This window comes from Brevundimonas sp. UBA7664 (assembly GCF_002483305.1).
Classification (GTDB): Bacteria; Pseudomonadota; Alphaproteobacteria; order Caulobacterales; family Caulobacteraceae; genus Brevundimonas.
Genome location: NZ_DLHQ01000022.1, coordinates 1 through 18,507 on the forward strand (window position 1 = coordinate 1; position 18,507 = coordinate 18,507).

At 69.0% G+C, this 18,507-nt stretch carries 18 protein-coding genes and 1 tRNA gene; 11 read left to right on the forward strand and 8 right to left on the reverse strand.

Going from position 1 to position 18,507, the window contains the following annotated elements; genetic code table 11:
* Nucleotides 1-139 precede the first annotated feature (139 nt).
* Entirely contained in the window at nt 140-553 is a 414-nt protein-coding gene (locus B2742_RS04370; RefSeq protein ID WP_292063410.1) for a hypothetical protein, read from the reverse strand.
* A gap of 257 nt (nt 554-810) precedes the next feature.
* Between B2742_RS04370 and rpoN the strand changes: the two genes are divergently transcribed.
* The 3 genes from rpoN to B2742_RS04385 all read left to right on the forward strand — a co-directional run bounded on the left by rpoN (nt 811) and on the right by B2742_RS04385 (nt 3,698).
* On the forward strand, nt 811-2,328 hold the full coding sequence (gene rpoN, locus B2742_RS04375; RefSeq protein WP_292063412.1) for an RNA polymerase factor sigma-54: 1,518 nt from the start codon (nt 811-813) through the stop codon (nt 2,326-2,328).
* Between the two features lie 165 nt (nt 2,329-2,493).
* Nucleotides 2,494-3,156 carry a ribosome hibernation-promoting factor, HPF/YfiA family gene (gene hpf / locus B2742_RS04380; protein WP_292063415.1) on the forward strand — a complete coding sequence of 221 codons (663 nt, stop codon included), beginning with the start codon at nt 2,494-2,496 and terminating at the stop codon, nt 3,154-3,156.
* A 74-nt stretch (nt 3,157-3,230) separates the two neighbouring features.
* Nucleotides 3,231-3,698, forward strand: a complete 468-nt coding sequence (locus tag B2742_RS04385; RefSeq protein ID WP_292063417.1) for a PTS sugar transporter subunit IIA — start codon at nt 3,231-3,233, stop codon at nt 3,696-3,698.
* Between the two features lie 47 nt (nt 3,699-3,745).
* On the opposite strand, the gene B2742_RS04390 is transcribed toward B2742_RS04385, so the two are convergent.
* The 4 genes from B2742_RS04390 to B2742_RS04405 form a co-directional block, all read right to left on the reverse strand.
* A complete protein-coding gene (locus tag B2742_RS04390; protein ID WP_292063419.1) occupies nt 3,746-4,003 on the reverse strand; it encodes a DUF1150 family protein in 258 nt (85 codons plus the stop codon).
* A gap of 85 nt (nt 4,004-4,088) precedes the next feature.
* On the reverse strand, nt 4,089-4,511 hold the full coding sequence (locus B2742_RS04395) for an Hsp20 family protein (protein ID WP_292063421.1): 423 nt from the start codon (nt 4,509-4,511) through the stop codon (nt 4,089-4,091).
* A gap of 150 nt (nt 4,512-4,661) precedes the next feature.
* A tRNA-Ala gene (locus B2742_RS04400) sits at nt 4,662-4,737 on the reverse strand.
* A gap of 169 nt (nt 4,738-4,906) precedes the next feature.
* A complete protein-coding gene (locus tag B2742_RS04405; RefSeq protein ID WP_292063423.1) occupies nt 4,907-5,368 on the reverse strand; it encodes a TIGR02300 family protein in 462 nt (153 codons plus the stop codon).
* A gap of 136 nt (nt 5,369-5,504) precedes the next feature.
* Here B2742_RS04405 and aroA point away from each other — a divergent pair, with 136 nt between their 5' ends.
* The 5 genes from aroA to mscL all read left to right on the forward strand — a co-directional run bounded on the left by aroA (nt 5,505) and on the right by mscL (nt 10,297).
* Entirely contained in the window at nt 5,505-6,821 is a 1,317-nt protein-coding gene (aroA, locus tag B2742_RS04410; protein WP_292063531.1) for a 3-phosphoshikimate 1-carboxyvinyltransferase, read from the forward strand.
* Complete coding sequence (gene cmk / locus B2742_RS04415) at nt 6,818-7,468, forward strand: (d)CMP kinase (protein WP_292063425.1); 651 nt, start codon at nt 6,818-6,820, stop codon at nt 7,466-7,468. Before aroA ends, cmk begins: the two co-directional genes overlap by 4 nt.
* 153 nt (nt 7,469-7,621) lie before the next feature.
* Nucleotides 7,622-9,331 (forward strand): 30S ribosomal protein S1, encoded by a 1,710-nt coding sequence (gene rpsA, locus B2742_RS04420; RefSeq protein WP_292063427.1) that lies wholly within the window; start codon nt 7,622-7,624, stop codon nt 9,329-9,331.
* Between the two features lie 247 nt (nt 9,332-9,578).
* Nucleotides 9,579-9,866 (forward strand): integration host factor subunit beta, encoded by a 288-nt coding sequence (locus tag B2742_RS04425; protein ID WP_292063430.1) that lies wholly within the window; start codon nt 9,579-9,581, stop codon nt 9,864-9,866.
* A gap of 8 nt (nt 9,867-9,874) precedes the next feature.
* Nucleotides 9,875-10,297, forward strand: coding sequence for a large-conductance mechanosensitive channel protein MscL (gene mscL / locus B2742_RS04430; RefSeq protein WP_292063432.1), 423 nt, complete (start codon nt 9,875-9,877; stop codon nt 10,295-10,297).
* Between the two features lie 3 nt (nt 10,298-10,300).
* Here the strand turns inward: mscL and B2742_RS04435 are convergent, their stop codons facing one another.
* The gene (locus tag B2742_RS04435) at nt 10,301-11,446 is read right to left on the reverse strand and encodes an N-acetyltransferase (RefSeq protein ID WP_292063434.1); all 1,146 of its coding nucleotides are present in this window, start codon (nt 11,444-11,446) and stop codon (nt 10,301-10,303) included.
* A gap of 265 nt (nt 11,447-11,711) precedes the next feature.
* On the opposite strand from B2742_RS04435, the gene B2742_RS04440 reads away from it, so the two are divergent.
* Genes B2742_RS04440 through B2742_RS04450 form a run of 3 tightly spaced genes read left to right on the forward strand, consistent with a single transcriptional unit; the run spans nt 11,712 to nt 17,171 of the window.
* Nucleotides 11,712-12,278: a hypothetical protein gene (locus tag B2742_RS04440; protein WP_292063436.1), complete on the forward strand. Its 567-nt coding sequence runs from the start codon at nt 11,712-11,714 to the stop codon at nt 12,276-12,278.
* A complete protein-coding gene (locus B2742_RS04445) occupies nt 12,184-13,794 on the forward strand; it encodes a Y-family DNA polymerase (RefSeq protein WP_292063438.1) in 1,611 nt (536 codons plus the stop codon). The genes B2742_RS04440 and B2742_RS04445 overlap by 95 nt, the downstream gene beginning before the upstream one ends.
* Nucleotides 13,791-17,171, forward strand: a complete 3,381-nt coding sequence (locus B2742_RS04450; protein WP_292063440.1) for an error-prone DNA polymerase — start codon at nt 13,791-13,793, stop codon at nt 17,169-17,171. Before B2742_RS04445 ends, B2742_RS04450 begins: the two co-directional genes overlap by 4 nt.
* A 7-nt stretch (nt 17,172-17,178) precedes the next feature.
* Here the strand turns inward: B2742_RS04450 and B2742_RS04455 are convergent, their stop codons facing one another.
* On the reverse strand, nt 17,179-17,364 hold the full coding sequence (locus B2742_RS04455) for a hypothetical protein (protein ID WP_292063442.1): 186 nt from the start codon (nt 17,362-17,364) through the stop codon (nt 17,179-17,181).
* Nucleotides 17,357-18,460: a 4-hydroxyphenylpyruvate dioxygenase gene (gene hppD, locus B2742_RS04460; protein ID WP_292063444.1), complete on the reverse strand. Its 1,104-nt coding sequence runs from the start codon at nt 18,458-18,460 to the stop codon at nt 17,357-17,359. Before hppD ends, B2742_RS04455 begins: the two co-directional genes overlap by 8 nt.
* Nucleotides 18,461-18,507 lie beyond the last annotated feature (47 nt).

Sequence of the window (18,507 nt, forward strand, 5' to 3'; positions counted from 1 at the left end):
CAAAGCGTAGCTCACTTTCGTGTCCACCGCTCTCGGTGAAGGGCGTGCCCGCGGGACCAGCGCGTTGCGCTTTGGTTGCGCCGAGAAGGTCCGCTTTCCACCCTCAGGCGAGGGTCCGCTCCCGACCCGTTGCGGACGTTCAACGTTGAACGATCTGGCAAGCCTTTACCGTGGTCTCTGCCTCATCGCTGGCGTCGTGATCCCAAACAGCGGCCAAGATGCACAGTTCATCACCCGGAGCCATTGTCGGGTAGATGACGCTTAAATCGAAGGTCTCAAGCTTGCTCTCTCCCGCCCCCAACACCGCGCAGCGCGGACCGGGTCCCATATGCGGAACTCCAGTGGGGAACGGTGCCTCGACACCATTCTGGGTGAGATAGAATGAGCGAGCGTCGCCTAGAAAGTAGCAAAGTCGGTGATCGCCCACGTTCGCCACTTCCACAGTGATGTCGGCTGCGTCTCGCGCGTTGAGGGTGACCTCTGCCTCAGGCGTGACGCACTGAACGATGACGGCCAATAGCGAACTGGCGACTGTCAGTGCTGGCAGGAGCATGGCGTGCGATCCTCACGACTATGACTTTATGACTGACCAGAGTGCGGTCAAGCAGTGCGGTCATAATGTCCACTCACCCCCCTCAGCAGACCTTCCACGCGTCCGCTTTGCGACAAGACGGCGGCGTGGCCGCCGGGGCGCGACAAGTCAGCGTTCCGATCCATCCGCCGCGCGGCTTAGACCCCCGTTAACCGTTCCGGCCACAAGGTGGCCGCAGCAAGTTTCGGGCCACGCCCGGGGGCAGGGGAAAAAGAACGGTGCTCGGACAGAGGCTGGAGATACGGCAGGGCCAGGGGCTGGTCATCACGCCCCAGCTGCAGCAGGCGATCAAGCTGCTGCAACTGTCCAACCTCGAGCTCGAGGCCTTCGTCGAGGCGGAGCTCGAGAAGAATCCGCTGCTCCAACGCGAGGACGCCGAGCCCGGCGGCGAGGTGGACGCGCCGGCCGCGGCTGAAAGCCATGACGCCGCCGAGATGAGTTTCGACGAGGGGCGGGTTCAGGACGCGGACCGCACGCTCGACGCCCGCTCCGACGATGTCTACGGCGACGCCAGCCCCGGCGAGCGCACTTCGGACCGGATGGAGGATGTCGGCGTGGGGGAGGCCCAGGTCGGCCTCAACGACTGGTCCCGCGCGGGCGCCGGAGGCGGTGTGCTGGACGGCGAGGGCCGCGAACAGCCCGACAGCCGCGAGGCCACCCTGTGGGAGCATCTGCAGGCCCAGGCCTCGCAGGCGGCCTTCTCGCCCTCCGACCACGCCATCGCCCTGACCCTGATCGATAGCGTCGACGAGGGCGGCTATCTGCGCGGCGAACTGGCCGAGATCGCCGACCGGCTGGGCATCGCCCTGGAACGGGTCGAGGGCGTGCTGGCGGTGTGCCACGGGTTCGAACCGACCGGCGTCATGGCCCGGTCGGTGCCCGAGTGTCTGAAACTGCAACTGATCGAGCGTAACCGGTTCGACCCGGCGATGGATTGTCTGCTGGCCAACCTGGACCTGCTGGCGAAACGCGACCTGTCCGGCCTGCGCAAGGCCTGCGGCGTCGACGCCGAGGACATGGCCGAGATGATCGCCGAGCTGAAGGCGCTGACGCCCCGGCCCGGCGCGGGCTTCGGCGGGGAACCGGCCCAGACGGTGATTCCCGACGTCCATGTGCGGTCCGATCCGGCCGGCGGCTGGAAGGTCGAGCTGAACGCCGACACCTTGCCGCGCCTGATCATGGACAAGCGCTATCACGGCGTGGTCGCGGCCGGTTCGCGCTCGGACGTGGAGAAGACCTTCGTCGCCGAATGCGCCGCCCAGGCCAGCTGGCTGGTCAAATCGCTGGACCAGCGGGCCAAGACCATCCTCAAGGTGTCGTCCGAGATCGTGCGCCAGCAGGACGCCTTCCTCGCCTTCGGGGTCGAGTTCCTGCGCCCGCTGAACCTGAAGACCGTCGCCGACGCCATCGGCATGCATGAGTCGACGGTCAGCCGGGTGACCTCGAACAAATACGTCTCGACCCCGCGCGGCGTGTTCGAGCTGAAATTCTTCTTCACGGCGGCGATCCAGTCGTCCGACGGCGGGGCGACCCATTCGGCAGAGGCCGTGCGCCACCGGATCAAGGCGATGATCGACGGCGAGGGCCGCGACGGCGACGTGCTGAGCGACGACCGGATCGTGGAGATCCTGAAAGAGGCGGGCATCGACATCGCCCGCCGCACCGTGGCGAAATACCGCGAGGCCCTGCGCATCCCCTCGTCGGTCGAGCGCAAACGGATGCTTCGAACCGGCTGAGAACCCCGTTTTCCCCGCCTGTATTCGCTGTATCTCCTGTCCCACCCGCCCGTCGTCGAATTCTCCCGATTTCCGTCGTCCAATTCCTCCCGACAATTTGCGTCAAGACACCACATTTCGGTGATCACCGTTGACACCATTCCCGTTCGGTCGCGTTCTATCACCATGCAAATCCAGGTCAGCGGCAAGCACGTAGATGTTGGCGACGCGTTAGGCTCGCGCATCACCCAGGAACTCGAAGACGGGATCGGCAAATATTTCGAACGCGGGGCGCAGGACGCCGAGGTCGTGGTGTCCAAGGACGGCCACGGCTTCAAGGTCGACTGCTGGGTCCGCCTCGCCTCGGGACAGAGCCTGGTCACCACCGGCCAGGGGGCCGACGCCCACGGCGCCTTCTCGGACAGCCTTGAAAAGCTTGAGAAGCGGGTCCGGCGTTACAAGCGGCGCCTCAAGGACCACCACATCGGTCCCAAGGGCCTGTCGCCCGAAAAGACCGAGAACGCCGCCCGCGAGGTCGCCCGCAGCATGGTCTTCCATGACCCCGAGCACGTGGAGGACGACACCTTCGGCGACGCGGGCCCTGACGGACCGCCGCCCGTCGGCATGGTCATCGCCGAGACCGAGCATGAAATCCGTACCCTGACGGTGGGGCGGGCCGTGCTTGAGCTCGACATGACCGGCTATCCCGTCGTGCTCTTCCGCAACGCCGCCCATGGCGGCCTCTCGGTCGTCTACCGCCGTCCCGACGGCAATGTGGGCTGGATCGATCCCGAGCGAACGGGGAAGTCGATCAATGGACACGGTTCGGTAAACGGTAGCGGCGTATAGTCTTCCCCAATCGAGGCGGGTGGTCTAAACGGCCCCCGCCCATTCGGGATGTGTGGCAGAGTCGGGAACTTCTCATGGACATCGGTGAATTGCTGGCGGACGGCGGCGTCGTCCTGCGCAGCGGCGCCTCGTCAAAGCGTCAGGCCCTGCATACGGTGGCCGAGGCCGCCGCGCATGCCCTGGGCATGCCGGAAAACCGGATCATGGAGGCCCTGCTCGAGCGCGAGGCCCTGGGGTCGACCGGCCTGGGTTCGGGCGTCGCGGTTCCGCACGCGCGGCTGGAAGGCATCGACCGGGTGACGGCCGTCTTCGTCCGGCTGGAGACGCCGGTCGCCTATGGGGCGGTCGACGACCGTCCGGTGGACCTGCTGTTCGCCCTGTTCGCCCCGCCGCGCGACGGCGCCGAACATCTGCGCGCCCTGGCGGCGATCTCGCGGGCCCTGCGCTCGTCCGAGATGCGCGAACACCTGCGACAGGCCCGGACCGTGGACGCGATCCGCGCCCTGTTCGTCCGCGACAGCCTTCCGGCGACGGCGGCCTGACGCGCTCAAGCAGCCCCGCGCCGCGCGCGGGGCGGTAGCGCCTTCCATCAATGAACCGAGACCGGCTCCAGCTCGTGGGCCACGGCGGCGGCGAAGGCGGACTCACGATCCATCATCACGGCCAGCCGCTCGCCGTCGGCGCCATGGACGGCGAACAGGGTGGCTTCGGGATCGACCGACAGCCCCTTGGCGGCGGAGAGGGCCACATCGGCCATCACGTCAGACGCGCGGATCTCGCGCACATAGACGAGGTCGGGCGCGCCCAGCCCCCTGAAATCTTCCTTGGTCATGATCGCCGGCGTCATCGAGACCGCCTCCTTGTACTGAACTAACGCCCCGACAGGGCTTTGGGGTCCGGCCCCGAATGCGGCGGCTGGAAAAACGGTGGCCTCAGCCCCGGGTGATGGGGATGCGCCGGACCGCGGGCAGGTCTGCCGGCCGGCTCATATCGACGTGGAGCAGGCCGTGTTCGAGGCTGGCCGCGTCGACGTCCAGTCCGTCGGCGAGGACGAAGCTGCGGACGAAGCCGCGCCCGGCGATGCCGCGGTGCAGGAAGGCCTGGTCGGACTGGTCCGGCGCAGGTTCGCGCTTGCCGGCGATGGTCAGCTGGCGGCCCTCGAGGGTGATCACCAGGTCGTCGGGACCGAACCCGGCGACGGCCAGCGAGATGCGCACCGAAAGCTCGCCGCGCTGTTCGACATTGTAGGGTGGATAGCTGTCCGCCGCGGCGCGGGCGGCCCGGTCGATCAGGGCCCGGGTGTGGTCGAAGCCGAGCAGGAAGGGGCTGTCGAACAATATGGTGCGTGTCGTCATCGTCTCTCGCCCCCGAAGCAGGCCTTGCGCCGTCTGCGCCCCCCGTCATCGGCGAGGCGTCGGCCAGCTCCCTAGATGGGGCGGGATTGCGGACAGATCAACGGGAGCCGGATGGGACGAAGGCCCCGCGGTTTCCCGCGGGGCCTTCGATGGTGGAGCTTAGCGGAGTCGAACCGCTGACCTCTTGCATGCCATGCAAGCGCTCTACCAGCTGAGCTAAAGCCCCGAACCTCGGGCGCTGGGCCTTTCGGTCGGATCGCGTGGGGGCCGGGAGGCCCTGCTGCGAGGCGGCGGAACCTATGTCAGGGTCTGATCACGATCAAGCCCGGTTCAGCCATTTATTTTCGACCTCCCCGAACCGCCCGAAAGCCGTCCGGGGAGGGGGCGAAAATCGTCTATTCGTCGTCCTTGGGCGCCTTGATCTCGTCCTCGAAATTGTCGTCGTCCTCGTCCTCGATGAACGGCACGGAGTCGTCATCGTCGTCGTCGGCCAGGACATCGTCGTCCTCGCTCGCCTCGCCCATGCCGGACTCTTCGGTGGGATCGACGGGAGTCTCGTCATCGTCGTCCGGCGTCAGGATCGGCTCGTGGCCTTCCTGATCAATCTCGGGCGTTGCGACGGCTTCTTCTTCCTCGTCCTCGTCGCCGTCGGCCTTCTTGTCCTTGACCTGATCTTCATCAGCGTCGTCGGCCGGGTAGCCGGCCGGACGGCCGCGGCGGTTGCGCAGCTTCAGCGCCTCCTCGGGATCGAATTCGGTCGCGCATTTCGGGCAATGGGCAGGGCGACGGCCCAGGTCGTAGAATTTGGCCTGGCAGTTCGGGCAGACCTGCTTCTGGCCCAGTTCGGGTTTGGCCACGGTTGAAGACCTTTGGCGGGAGTGGGGAAATGGGGCGGCTCCCTTGCCACCCCCTGAGGCCGCTGTCAAAAGCCATCTCCGCGCGGCGTCCCCGGACTCTGGGCCCGCTGAGCCTTCCGGAGACCGCCGGGTGTCGATTCCCGCCCAACTGACCGCCCGTCGCAGCCTTGCGCTGACGGGTCGGGTGCGCGCGCCGGGTGATAAATCGATCTCCCACCGCGCCCTGATCCTGGGGGCCATGGCGACGGGCGTCACCGACATCGAGGGCCTGCTGGAAGGCGACGACATCCTGGCCACGGCGCGGGCGGTCGAGGCGTTCGGCGCGACCGTCGAGCGACTGGGCGAAGGGCGCTGGCGGGTGACCGGGCAGGGCGAGTTCAAGCAGCCGGCCGGTGTCATCGACTGCGGCAACGCCGGTACGGGCGTGCGGCTGCTCATGGGGGCGGCGGCGGGGTATCGGCTCACCGCGACGTTCGACGGTGACGCCAGCCTGCGGAAACGGCCGATGCGGCGAGTGACGGAGCCGCTGGCCGATATGGGCGCGCGGTTCGACTGGCAGGACGCCGAGGACCGGTTGCCGGTCGCGGTCGCCGGCGGGGGGCTGTCGGCGATCGACTATGTCCAGACCGTCGCCTCGGCCCAGATCAAGTCAGCGATCCTGCTGGCCGGGGTCAAGGCTGACGGCGTCACCACGGTGACCGAGGCCGAGCCGAGCCGGGATCATACTGAGCGGATGCTGAAGGCCTTTGGCGTCGAGGTCGGCGTCCTGCCGGTGGGCGAGGGCTGGCGGGTCAGCCTGCAGGGCGGCCAGGCGCTGTCCGGAACCACCGTCGCCGTGCCCGGCGATCCATCTTCCGCCGCCTTCCCGCTGGCGGCCGGACTGGTCGTCCCCGGATCGGACGTCACGGTCGAAGGCGTGATGCTCAACCCGCTGCGCACCGGTCTGTTCGAGACCTGGCGCGAGATGGGGGCCGATCTGACCGTCTCGAACCGCCGCATGGCCGGCGGCGAGGAGGTCGGCGACGTCACCGCCCGGCATTCGAAGCTGCGTGGGGTGGTTGTGCCGCCGGAACGCGCCGCCTCGATGATCGACGAATACCCGATCCTCGCCGCCACAGCCGCCTTCGCCGAGGGGGCGACGGTGATGCGGGGCATCGGCGAGATGCGGGTCAAGGAGAGCGACCGCATCGCCCTGATGGCGGCGGGCCTGACCGCCTGCGGCGTCCGGGTCGAGGAGGAGCCGGAAGGATTCACCGTCTTCGGCGGGTCCGTTCGCGGCGGCGCGACCGTGACCACCCACGGCGATCACCGCATCGCCATGAGCCATCTGGTGCTGGGTTTGGCGGCGGACGAACCGGTGACCGTGGACGAGCCGGGCATGATCGCCACCAGCTTTCCGGGGTTTGTCGAGTTGATGCGCGGCCTCGGGGCCGATATCGCAGCGTCTGAATGACCGCACCCCTGATCATCGCCGTCGACGGCCCCGCCGCCTCGGGCAAGGGCACCATCGCCGCCCGGCTGGCCGCAGCCTATGGTCTGCCGCATCTCGACACCGGCCTGCTGTACCGGGCCGTCGGGCTCGCCGTGCTCGACGCGCGCGGATCCTTGGACGACCAGGCCGCCGCCGAGGCCGTGGCGCGGGCGCTGGACGCCGGTCACCTGGTCGATACCGAACGGCTGACCGACGGAGGCGCCGGCGAGGCCGCCAGCCGCGTGGCCGGCTATCCGGGGGTGCGCGCGGCCCTGCTGGCCTTCCAGAAGACCTTCGCGGCCCAGCCGGGCGGGGCGGTGCTCGACGGGCGGGATATCGGGACCGTCATCGCCCCCGAGGCCCAGGCCAAGCTCTATGTCACCGCCACGCCCGGGGTGCGGGCCATGCGCCGCTGGAAACAGCTGACAGGCCGCGGCGACGTCATCGCCTATGAGGAGATGCTGGCCGACATCATGCGCCGGGATGAGCGCGACGCGGGCCGGGGCGCGGCCCCCATGGTGCAGGCGCAAGACGCCGTCTTGCTGGATACGACCGATATGGATATAGAGACCGCCTTCGATGCGGCCCGCCGTATCGTCGAGGCGGCGCGCAGCCGGCACGGTCTCTAGGGACCGCCGGCAAATCCAACGCTCCATACCTCGGCTTCCGCGGGCGTTCTGGCTCATTCGCCTCGTGTCCTGACGACCTGATTATCCTTTCACTCTCACCTCGCGCGGGGCCATCCGGTCGCGCGCCATAACCGTTAGAAACCCAACCACCGCATGACTGACACCCAAAGCTTCTCCCCCTCGCGCGATGATTTCGCCGCGCTGCTCGACGAAACCCTTCAGGGCCGTGACCTCGGCGAAGGCCAGGTCGTTCACGGCCGCGTCGTCGGCATCGAAAAGGACATCCTGATCATCGACGTCGGTCTGAAGACCGAAGGCCGCATCCCGGCCCGCGAGTTCGGCATCGGCGAAGGCGCCGTCATTCCGAAGCTCGGCGACAATGTCGAAGTCTACCTCGAGCGCGTCGAGAACGCCCTGGGTGAAGCCGTCATCAGCCGCGACAAGGCCCGTCGCGAGGAAGCCTGGACCCGTCTGGAAGTCGTGTTCGCCGAAGGCCAGCCGGTCAACGGCGCCATCGTCGGCCGCGTCAAGGGCGGCTTCACCGTCGACCTCGGCGGCGCCTCGGCCTTCCTGCCCGGCTCGCAGGTCGACATCCGCCCGGTGCGCGACGTCGGCCCGCTGATGGGCAAGGAACAGCCCTTCGCCATCCTGAAAATGGACCGTCCGCGCGGCAACATCGTCGTCTCGCGTCGCGCCATCCTGGAAGAAGCCCGCGCCGAACAGCGCACCGAACTGGTCGGCCAGCTGCTGGAAGGCGAAGTCCGCGAAGGCGTGGTCAAGAACATCACCGACTACGGCGCGTTCGTGGACCTGGGCGGCATCGACGGCCTGCTGCACGTCACCGACATGTCGTGGAAGCGCGTCTCGCACCCCTCGCAGGTCCTCGCCGTCGGCGACACCGTCAAGGTCCAGATCGTCAAGATCAACCCGGACACCCAGCGCATCAGCCTCGGCATGAAGCAGCTGCAGACCGATCCGTGGGACGGCGTCGAAGCCAAATACCCGGTCGGCGCCAAGATGACCGGCCGCATCACCAACATCACCGACTACGGCGCGTTTGTTGAGCTGGAAGCCGGCGTCGAAGGCCTGGTGCACGTCTCGGAAATGTCCTGGACCAAGAAGAACGTCCACCCGGGCAAGATCGTCTCGACCTCGCAGGAAGTCGACGTGGTCGTGCTGGATGTCGACGCCTCCAAGCGCCGCATCTCGCTGGGCCTCAAGCAGGCCCAGGACAATCCGTGGGATGCGTTCGTGGCCGCCAACCCGATCGGTTCGACCGTCGAGGGCGAGGTCAAGAACGCCACCGAGTTCGGCCTGTTCATCGGCCTGGACAACGACATCGACGGCATGGTGCACCTGTCCGACCTGGACTGGAACGTCTCGGGCGAGGAAGCCATCCAGCGCTACCGCAAGGGCGAAACCGTCAAGGCCAAGGTGCTGGACGTCGACGTCGAGAAGGAACGCGTCTCGCTGGGCATCAAACAGCTGGGCGGCGATCCGATGGAAGGCGACACCTTCAAGAAGGGCCAGCAGGTCACCGTCACCGTGACGTCGATCGAAACCGGCGGCATCGAGGTCAAGTTCGGTGAAGAGGACGCCCCGGCGACCGCCTTCATCCGCAAGTCCGATCTGTCCCGCGACCGCGCCGATCAGCGCACCGAGCGCTATTCGGTCGGCGACCGCGTCGACGCCATGGTCACCGGCATCGACAAGGCCTCGCGCCGCGTCTCGGTGTCGATCAAGGCCCTGGAAATGAAGGACGAGACCGCGGCGATCGAACAGTTCGGTTCGTCCGATTCGGGCGCTTCGCTGGGCGACATCCTCGGCGCCGCCCTGCGCGAGAAGGCCAGCACGAAGGAATAGTCTTCTTCCTGCCGGTGAAACGGATCAGGCGGCCGGAGCGATCCGGCCGCCTTTTTCTTGGTCGGCGACCGTACCGAATCTGCGGTATCGCCCTCGCGTCCTGTCCGTTAACCGACATTTCCGCGGCAAATCCGTCACGGGGCCTTTTTCCCCCGACAGGTGAGGGCTAGGGTGGGGTTGCATCCTGCGCTTGGATGCACCCGTATGCGTCCTGGGGAAGCGCGCAACAGGACGGGGGGCCTGCAGAATGATAAAGTCCGAGCTGATCGAGAAGCTCGCTGCGGAGAACACCCACCTGACCCACGCTGAGGTCGAGCGGGTGGTCAATATCGTATTGGGACGGATGGTGGATTCGCTCGGCGACGGCGGCCGCGTGGAGCTGCGCGGCTTCGGCGCCTTTTCGGTGCGGGGCCGCCCGGCGCGGGCCGGCCGCAATCCCCGGACGGGTGAAACCGTCGACGTGCCGGCCAAGGCCGTGCCCTTCTTCAAGAGCGGCAAAGAGCTGCGCGAGCGGCTGAACGCCGGCGACACCTGAGGTCAGCCATGGGAATGATTTCAGAGTTCAGGGACTTCATCTCGCGCGGCAACGTCATCGACCTGGCGGTCGGCGTCATCATCGGCGCGTCCTTCGGCAAGATCGTCACCAGCCTGGTCGAACAGGTGGTGATGCCGCCGATCGGTCTGTTGCTGGGCGGCGTGGACTTCTCGAACCTGAAATGGGTGCTGGCGCCGGAAGACCCGGCGACCGAAGCTCTCGAGGAGGTCGCCATCCAGTACGGCGCCTTCATAAACACCCTGATTCAGTTCCTGATCGTGGCCTTCGTCATCTTCCTGATGGTGAAGTTCATCAATCGCCTTCGCCGCCAGAGGGCGGCCGAGCCGGACCCGGTTCCCGCCGCGCCGACGGCGACCGAGGCCCTGCTGGCCGAGATCCGCGACGAACTGAAGGCCCGGCCCCGGGGTTAGGCCTCAGGCTTTCGAGGCCGTCGCGCGGACCCTGACCGGAACTCGTCCGCGCGCTCGCGTGGGAAGTGGAATGGGCCGCAGACAGATGGCGTAGTCGGCGTCCCAGGGCGTGGGCGACCACAGGGACGGATCCGGGGCGTCGGGGGCGAACCGGACATGGCAATGCCCCCAGCCCCCCTCCCGGCGCGCCGCCGATGTATGGGACCCCAGCCGCGACAGGCCGTTTCGGCTTGTCGTCTGCAGCCGGACCTTGGCCGCGCCCATCGGGCGGGCCAGGACGAGCAGGGCGTCCATCAAGGCCGGAATGGCCGCGCCGTCGTCCGCCAGCGCCTCCAGATCGATGATTTCGAGGACAGGGGCCTCGATGATGTTGCCCTTGGCCATCATCGCCATGGCGTAGCCGGTGATCCGGCCCTCGCGGCTGAAGGCGAGGGCCAGCGGCGGCGTGGTCAGGTCGGGGTCCGATAACCGCCATCGGAGCGAGGCCGGACTGCGGTCGCCGAGCAGGCGTCCCTCTGCGTTCAGGGCCTGCCAGAAGGCCGCATAGGCGGACTGGTCCCGGAAATCCGTCAACTGCGTGACGCCGGCTGGCAGGGGCAGCTGCGGCGTGCGGCCCAACCTGTCGTTCATCAGCCACTCGCCCAGATGCGGCGCGACGCCCGGCGCGGCGTTCACCAAGCCGCGAAGCAGGCGTCCGACCGCGAGGGCGGGGCGATCGACGGGCCAGCTCAGCTTCAGGTCGTGCGTCTCTTCGGGCCAGGCCCTCATGCCGTGGCGGGCATACAGGGGGCTGGACCGGGCGTTGGCGTTGAAGGTCCAGGCGGCGAAGACGTTGGACTGATCGTTGAAGGCCTTGATCAGCGACCGGCTGGCGCCCCGCGCGGCCGGCGTGACGATGATCGAAAAGCCGGTCGCGCCGTGAAGCACCCGGTCGCCCAAGCGGAAGCGCTGGATCAAATTGCCCGTATGGGCCGTCAGCTGGCCGTCCGGGCCGGTGCAGACCCAGCCGGCGGGCGCGCCGATCTCGAGCCGGGCGGGATTGGCGTGCAGCCATCTCCAGCCGGCCAGGGACCGCTCAGGCCAGCCGACCCCGCGGTGCAGGGCCTGGACCCCGGGGTAGTCGGCGTCGGTCAGTTCGCGGATGGCCATGGCCAGGGTTTCGTACCGTTTGGGCCTGTCGGCCTGGAAAGACTGTTTCGGTGCAAAGACCGCACCATGGTTTGCAATCAAAAACGGAGGAACAACAACCTTTGCGTGTGTAAGGCATTCCGCATTTGACTCTTGAGGCGGCCGGAACAAATAGTGAACAATCCTGTTCCGGACTCCGATGACGCCCGCAGCCTTTCCTTCGATCGACGCCTTTCCCGAGCGGCCCGCGCCGCTTGAGGAAGCCTGTGCCGCGGGGCCCCGGGACATGGCCGCGGTCCTGCGGTTCGCCCTGTCGCGGCGGATCGAGGGGGATGCGAGACCGATTCTGATCACCGCGACCCGGGCCTGGCTCAGCGAATATGGCCGCCCCTATGGTCCCGGCCTGCCAGGGCTTTCCCTGATCCTCGCCCCCGTCAACACGGCGGTCGAGGCCCTGTGGGCGCTGGAGCAGGCGCTGCGGTCGGGGGCGGTGTCCCTGGCCCTGGGGGCGGTGGATGCGGCGACCCTGACCCAGACGCGGCGGCTGGATTTCGCCGCCAAACAGGGCGGGTGCGTGGGACTGGTGCTGCCGCGCGGACTGGACGGACTCAGCGCGGCGCGGCGGCGGTGGCGGATATCGACCCTCGCCAGCGCGGTCGATCCCGACGACGCCCGGGCGCCGGGCGCGTTGCGGCTGACCGCCGAACTGGTGCGCGGCCGGGGCGAACGGCCCGGGGCATGGATGCTGGAGCAGGATGATGAGACGCATCGTCTCCGTCTGGCTGATCGACTGGCCGGTGACGGTCTGGCGGCGATCAGCCACGCGGGCGCGCCGTCCGGCCTCGCCGCCTGACCCCGCCCTCGATCCACAGAACCCGTTCGCCCTGATCCTGAAGAACAGCCGGGGCGCGGCGATCCTGCACGCCCTCAATCCGGCCGCGCGCCGGGCCGGCCTGCGCCGGGGCCAGACCCAGGCCGACGCCCGGGCCATGATCCCCCAGCTGATCTGCAAACCCGCCGACCCCGAGGCCGACGCCCGCGCCCTGACGGCGCTGGCGGTCTGGGCCGAGCGCTGGTCGCCGTCGGTCAGCCTCGATCCGGCAGGCGAGGGGCTGGAGGGCCTGTTCCTGGACGTCACCGGCGCGACCCATCTGTTCGGCGGCGAGGCGGCGCTGCTGGAGCAGATCCGGGGCCGGCTGGCGGAGGCCGGCGGGCGGGCGCGCGTGGCCGTGGCCCCGACGCCGGGCGCCGCCTGGGCGCTGGCGCGCTGGGGCGAGGTGGGGGGTGAGGGGGCGATCGCGGACGAGGACACCGTCCGGGACCGGCTGGCGCCCCTGCCGGTCGAGGCCCTGCGTCTCGACGACCGGACCCTGACCCAGGCGCGGCGCTTCGGCCTGAAGCGGATCGGCGACCTCTATCCCATGCCGCGGGCGGGTCTGGCGCGCCGGTTCCGCGACGGGGCCGGGGTGGGGCTGGTCCAGCGGCTGGATCAGGCGCTGGGGTTTGCCGGCGAGGCCCTGACGCCGGTCAGGCCGCCGCCGAAATACCGGGCGTGGCGGACATGGATGCAGCCGGTCGAGGATATCGAGGGGGTGGCGGCGCGGCTGGCGGAACTGGCCGCCGACCTGTCCGCGCCGCTGGTGCGCGACGGGCAGGGGGCGAAGGCCCTGACCCTGACCGGCTTCCGCTCGGACGGCGGGACCACCGGTCTGTCGGTGCGCATGGGCCGGCCAGGGCGGGACGCGACGATCTGGCTGCGGCTGTTCCGCGAAGCGGGGCTGGGGCGGCTGGAGCTCGGCTTCGGCCTCGACGCCCTGATGCTGACCGCCGACGCGGTCGAGGCGATGACGGCGCGGCAGGGGGCGCTGGAGACCGAGGCGGAGGCGAAACAGGCCGAGAGCCTGGCCGCCCTGATCGACCGGCTGACGGCGCGGCTGGGCGAGGACCGGGTGCTGACGCCCGAGCCGGTGGACAGCTGGATCCCGGAGCGGGCCGAGCGCTGGCGGCCGGCGCTGGGGCGATCGCCGGCGGCGGCGGAGGGCGATGCGGGGCGCCGGCCCCTCCTCCTGCTCGACCCGCCCGAGCCGGTGGAGGCCATCGCCGAACTGCCCGACGGCGCCCCGGCCCGTTTCACCTGGCGCAGGCTGTCGCGGCGGGTGACGCGCGCCGACGGGCCCGAGCGGCTGTCGCCCGAATGGTGGCGGCCCCGCCCCGACGACCGGCAGGTGCGCACCCGCGACTACTATCGCGTCGAGGATGATGCGGGCGGCCGCTACTGGCTGTTCCGCGAGGGGCTGTATGGCCGCGAGTTTTCCGGCGACCCGGAGGAGCGGGCGCCCTCGTGGTGGATGCACGGGGTGCTGCCGTGAACGGCTGGGACGGCGCGTATGCCGAGCTCGGGGCCATGACCAATTTCAGCTTTCTGGAGGGGGCGTCGCATCCGGGCGAGCTGATGATGCAGGCCAAGGCCCTCGGGCTGGCCGCCGTCGGGGTGGCGGACCGCAATACGCTGGCGGGGATGGTCCGGGCGCTGATGGGGGCCGAGGATGTCGACATCCCGCTGGTGGTCGGGTCGCGGCTGGGGCTCACCGACGGGACGGAGCTGATCGTCTTCCCGCGCGACCGCGCCGCTTACGGCCGGCTGTGCCGCCTGCTGTCGCTGGGCAAGAGCGAGGCCTTCTCCTCCCCCTGGGGGGAGGGGGACCATCCGGAGCCGCAGGCGAAGGATGGTGGAGGGGCTGAGGGCGACCCCTCCGTCACGGCGCGTATCCGCGCCGTGCCACCTCCCCCCCAGGAGGGGGAGGACCGGATCGCAAAGGCCGAGACGCGGCTGACGTTCGAACAGGCGGTGGCCATGGGCGAGGGGATGATCGCCCTGGCCCCCGCGCCGGAACGCCCCGACGCGGCCTTCGAGGCCCGGCTGGCAATATGGCGAAGGCGCTGGCCGGACGACCTGTATCTGGCGGCGGCGCCGCTGTGGCGGGGGGATGACCGCAAGCGGCTGAACCGGCTGGCGGCGATGGCGCATCGCACCGGCGCGCCGATGATCGCGACCAATGCCGTGCTGTATCACCACCCCGAGCGGCGGACGCTGCAGGACGTCCTGACCTGCATCCGCGAGGGGACGACCATCGACAGGGCCGGACGGCGGCTGCAGGCCAATGCCGAACGCCATCTGAAGCCGCCGGCCCAGATGGCGCGACTGTTCCGGGGCCATGAGGCGGCGCTGGCGCGGACCATGGCGGTGGCGCGGGCCTGCACCTTTTCCCTGCGGGAGCTGAGCTATCAGTATCCGGACGAGCCGGTCCCGCCGGGCTATTCCGCCCAGGGCTGGCTGGCCCGGCTGACGCTGAATGGGGCCCGGTCGCGCTGGCCCGGCGGCGTCCCCAAGGCGATCCGGGCGATCATCCTGAAGGAGCTCCGGCTGGTCCGCGAGCTGAAATACGCGCCCTATTTCCTGACCGTCCACGACATCGTCGCCTGGGCCCGCGCCCGGCCCGATCCGATCCTGTGCCAGGGGCGGGGCTCGGCGGCCAATTCGGTGATCTGCTTCTGTCTGGGGATCACCAATGTCGATCCCACCCGGCAGGAGGTGCTGATCGAGCGGTTCATTTCCTCGAACCGGTCCGAGCCGCCCGACATCGACGTCGATTTCGAGCACGAGCGGCGCGAACAGGTGATGCAGTATGTCTATCAGCGCTACGGCCGCGACCGGGCGGGGATCGTGGCGACCATCATCCACTACCGGCCGCGCTCGGCGATCCGCGATGTGGGCAAGGCGCTGGGCCTGACCGAGGACGTCACCGCCCGCATGGCCGACACCGTCTGGGGGTCATGGGGCTCGGAGGTGAAGGACGAGCATGTCGACCGGGCCGGGCTGAGCCGCGACGACGTGCGCATGAAGCTGGCGCTCGAACTGACCGCCGAGCTGATCCAATTCCCGCGCCATCTGAGCCAGCACGTCGGTGGCTTTGTGCTGAGCCAGGCCCCGCTGATCGAGATCGTGCCGATCGGCAATGCGGCCATGGCCGACCGGACCTTCATCGAATGGGACAAGGACGACATCGACTTCCTCAAGCTGATGAAGGTCGATGTTCTGGCGCTGGGCATGCTGACGGCGATGAAGCGGGCCTTCCGCATGATCGGCGAGACCTATGGCCGGCCCCTGCCCGACACCGCCGCCGTGCCGGTAGAGCGGCGCGGGGTCTATCGCATGCTGTGCCGGGCGGATTCGGTGGGCGTCTTCCAGGTCGAGAGCCGGGCGCAGATGTCCATGCTGCCGCGCCTGCGGCCGGTGGAATTCTACGATCTGGTGGTGCAGGTCGCCATCGTCCGGCCCGGCCCGATCCAGGGCAAGATGGTGCACCCCTATCTGCAGCGGCGGCTGGAGCGGCGGACCCATGAGGCGCGGCATGGCCCGGGCAGCTACCGCTTCTCCATGCCGGGTTCGGCCGCCGATCCGGACGAACTGGCCAATGTGCTGCGCAAGACCCTGGGCGTGCCCCTGTTCCAGGAACAGGCGATGAAGATCGCCATGGTCGCGGCCGAGTTCACCGGCGAGGAGGCCAACGGCCTGCGCCGGGCCATGGCCACCTTCCGGCACAACGGCACCATCGGCAATTTCGAGGAGAAGATGGTCGGGCGGATGATCGCGCGCGGCTATGACGCCGAGTTCGCCCAGAACTGTTTCAACCAGATCAAGGGGTTCGGCGAATACGGCTTCCCCGAGAGCCACGCCTGCTCCTTCGCCCATCTGGTTTACGTCTCGGCCTGGGTGAAGTGGCTGTATCCCGATGTGTTCGCCTCCTGCCTGCTGAACAGCCAGCCGATGGGCTTCTACGCCCCGGCCCAGATCGTCCGCGATGCGCGGGAGCACGGGGTCGAGGTGCGGCACCCCGATGTGAACGCCAGCGACTGGGACGCCACCCTGGAGCCGCGCCCGCGCCGCCGACGGCGGGCGCTGCGGCTGGGGATGCGGTCGATCGACGGGTTCAAGAGCGTCTGGGCCGAGGCGATCATGGCGGCGCGGGCGGCCGGTCCGTTCGCCGACCTCGACGATCTGCGCCGCCGCGCCGCCCTGCCGCCGTCGGCGCTGGACCGGCTGGCCGAGGCGGACGCCTATGGGTCGCTGGACCTGACCCGGCGGCAGGGGGTGTGGGCGGCGAAGGGGGCGGCGCCGGCGTCATCCGCGCCCCTGTTCGAGGCCATGGGGCTGAACGAGGCCGACGGCCGTCCGCCCGAGGCCCTGCCGCTGCTGGCCCCGTCGGAGGAGGTTGTCGGCGACTACCAGACCATCCGCCTGTCGCTGAAGGGCCATCCGGTCAGCTTCCTGCGCGAGCGGTTGGCGCGGGCCGGGGCGCTGACGGCGAAAGCCTATCCGGCGCGGCCCAATGGCAGGACGGTAGCGGTCGGCGGGGTGGTGCTGGTGCGCCAGCGGCCCGGCACGGCCAAGGGCGTCTGTTTCATGACCATTGAGGACGAGACCGGCGTGGCCAATCTGGTCATCTGGCCCGATGTGTTCGAGACGTTCCGGCCGGTCGCCATGGGCGCGCGCATGGTGCTGGCGCGGGGCAAGGTGCAGACGGCCGAGGGGGTGACCCATCTGGTCGTCGACCATCTGGAGGACTGGACCCCGATGCTGGGCCAGCTGACCCCGGACGCCGCCCCGGGCTCAGGCCATGCGCCGGCGCGGGGACGGCATCCGCGGGACGTGCAGGTGCTTCCGGGGTCGCGGGATTTTCACTGAGGAGGCGTCAGCCCCGCCGCTGAAATCGCCACTTCCACACGCGGTACCCCACGATCGGCGCGAAACCGCCCACCAGCGCCGCGACCAGCACCGTCCAGAAGCCGCCGCCCAAGCCGTATTCGCCGACCGCCGCCCCGACCCCGGCCGCCAGCAGCGGACCGAGCCAGGGCAGCCAGGACGGGGGCTTAGGCATCCACCTTGATGACGCCGCGCCGGATCTGGTCCAGCTCGATGGAGTCGAACAGGGCCTGGAAATTGCCCTCGCCGAACGCCTGGTTGCCCTTGCGCTGGATGATCTCGAAGAAGATCGGCCCAAAGGTGTCCTGGGTGAAGATCTGCAGCAGCAGGCCGTCCTCGTCCGAACCGTCGATCAGGATGCGGTTCAGCCGCATCCGGGCCACGTCCTCGCCGTGGTTGGGCAGGCGTTTGTCGATCAGGTCGAAATAGGTCTCGATCGTATCCTGGAAGGGGATGCCGCGCCGCTTCATCTCCTCGACGGTCTCGAAGATATTGTCGGTGGCCAGGGCGATGTGCTGGATGCCCTCGCCGTTGTAGCGGCGCAGGAACTCCTCGATCTGGGAGCTGTCGTCCTGGCTCTCGTTCAGGGGGATGCGGATGGCGCGGTCGGGCGCGATCATCGCCTGGGACAGCAGGCCGGTCGCCTTGCCCTTGATGTTGAAATATTTTTGCTCCTCGAAGGCGAAGACGTCGCCGTAGAAGCCGGACCAGGTGCGCATCTGGCCGCGCCGGACGTTGTGGGTCAGGTGGTCGAGGCTGAACAGTCCGACCGAGTTCTTGCGCTCGGACTCTTCCCAGCCCTCGATCTCGTCCCAGCCGTCGTAGAGCGAGCCGGCCTCGCCGTATTGGTCGACGATATAGAGCAGCGAGCCGCCGATGCCCTGCAGCACATAGGGATAGCCGCCGGCCAGGGCGCCGCCGTCGTGGTCTTCGGCCGGTTTGGCGCCGCGCGACACCGCGCCCTCGAAGGCCGATTTCGCGTCACGGACGCGGAAGGCCATGCCGTTGGCCGAGGGGCCGTGCTCGCCGGCGAACGCGGCGGCCTGACCCTTGGGCGAGCGGTGGACCAGCAGGGTGATGTCGCCCTGCTTCAGGCGCACGACGTCATTGGCCGGGTTCACATGCGTGGGGGTGAAGCCCATCAGCTCCAGCCGGGCGACCATTGCGGCCGGATCGGGGCCGGTGAATTCGACGAATTCGAAGCCGTCGACGCCGAGCGGGTTTTCCTTGTCGAGCCGGGCGGCCGCGTCGGATTGGGGCGCGTCGTGCATGGGGGCGTCTCCTGAAAGCGCGTGTCGGCGTTGACCACCGTTTGTGG

What these genes read in the sequence shown, in the direction of transcription:
- B2742_RS04455 (WP_292063442.1), bottom strand. Translation starts at nt 17,364, where the DNA reads ATGCCTAAGCCCCCGTCCTGGCTGCCCTGGCTCGGTCCGCTGCTGGCG.
- B2742_RS04395 (WP_292063421.1), bottom strand. Translation starts at nt 4,511, where the DNA reads ATGACGACACGCACCATATTGTTCGACAGCCCCTTCCTGCTCGGCTTC.
- B2742_RS04440 (WP_292063436.1), top strand. Translation starts at nt 11,712, where the DNA reads ATGGCCGCGGTCCTGCGGTTCGCCCTGTCGCGGCGGATCGAGGGGGAT.
- mscL (WP_292063432.1), top strand. Translation starts at nt 9,875, where the DNA reads ATGGGAATGATTTCAGAGTTCAGGGACTTCATCTCGCGCGGCAACGTC.
- hppD (WP_292063444.1), bottom strand. Translation starts at nt 18,460, where the DNA reads ATGCACGACGCGCCCCAATCCGACGCGGCCGCCCGGCTCGACAAGGAA.
- B2742_RS04445 (WP_292063438.1), top strand. Translation starts at nt 12,184, where the DNA reads ATGAGACGCATCGTCTCCGTCTGGCTGATCGACTGGCCGGTGACGGTC.
- B2742_RS04390 (WP_292063419.1), bottom strand. Translation starts at nt 4,003, where the DNA reads ATGACGCCGGCGATCATGACCAAGGAAGATTTCAGGGGGCTGGGCGCG.
- B2742_RS04425 (WP_292063430.1), top strand. Translation starts at nt 9,579, where the DNA reads ATGATAAAGTCCGAGCTGATCGAGAAGCTCGCTGCGGAGAACACCCAC.
- B2742_RS04435 (WP_292063434.1), bottom strand. Translation starts at nt 11,446, where the DNA reads ATGGCCATCCGCGAACTGACCGACGCCGACTACCCCGGGGTCCAGGCC.
- B2742_RS04385 (WP_292063417.1), top strand. Translation starts at nt 3,231, where the DNA reads ATGGACATCGGTGAATTGCTGGCGGACGGCGGCGTCGTCCTGCGCAGC.
- cmk (WP_292063425.1), top strand. Translation starts at nt 6,818, where the DNA reads ATGACCGCACCCCTGATCATCGCCGTCGACGGCCCCGCCGCCTCGGGC.
- hpf (WP_292063415.1), top strand. Translation starts at nt 2,494, where the DNA reads ATGCAAATCCAGGTCAGCGGCAAGCACGTAGATGTTGGCGACGCGTTA.
- rpsA (WP_292063427.1), top strand. Translation starts at nt 7,622, where the DNA reads ATGACTGACACCCAAAGCTTCTCCCCCTCGCGCGATGATTTCGCCGCG.
- B2742_RS04370 (WP_292063410.1), bottom strand. Translation starts at nt 553, where the DNA reads ATGCTCCTGCCAGCACTGACAGTCGCCAGTTCGCTATTGGCCGTCATC.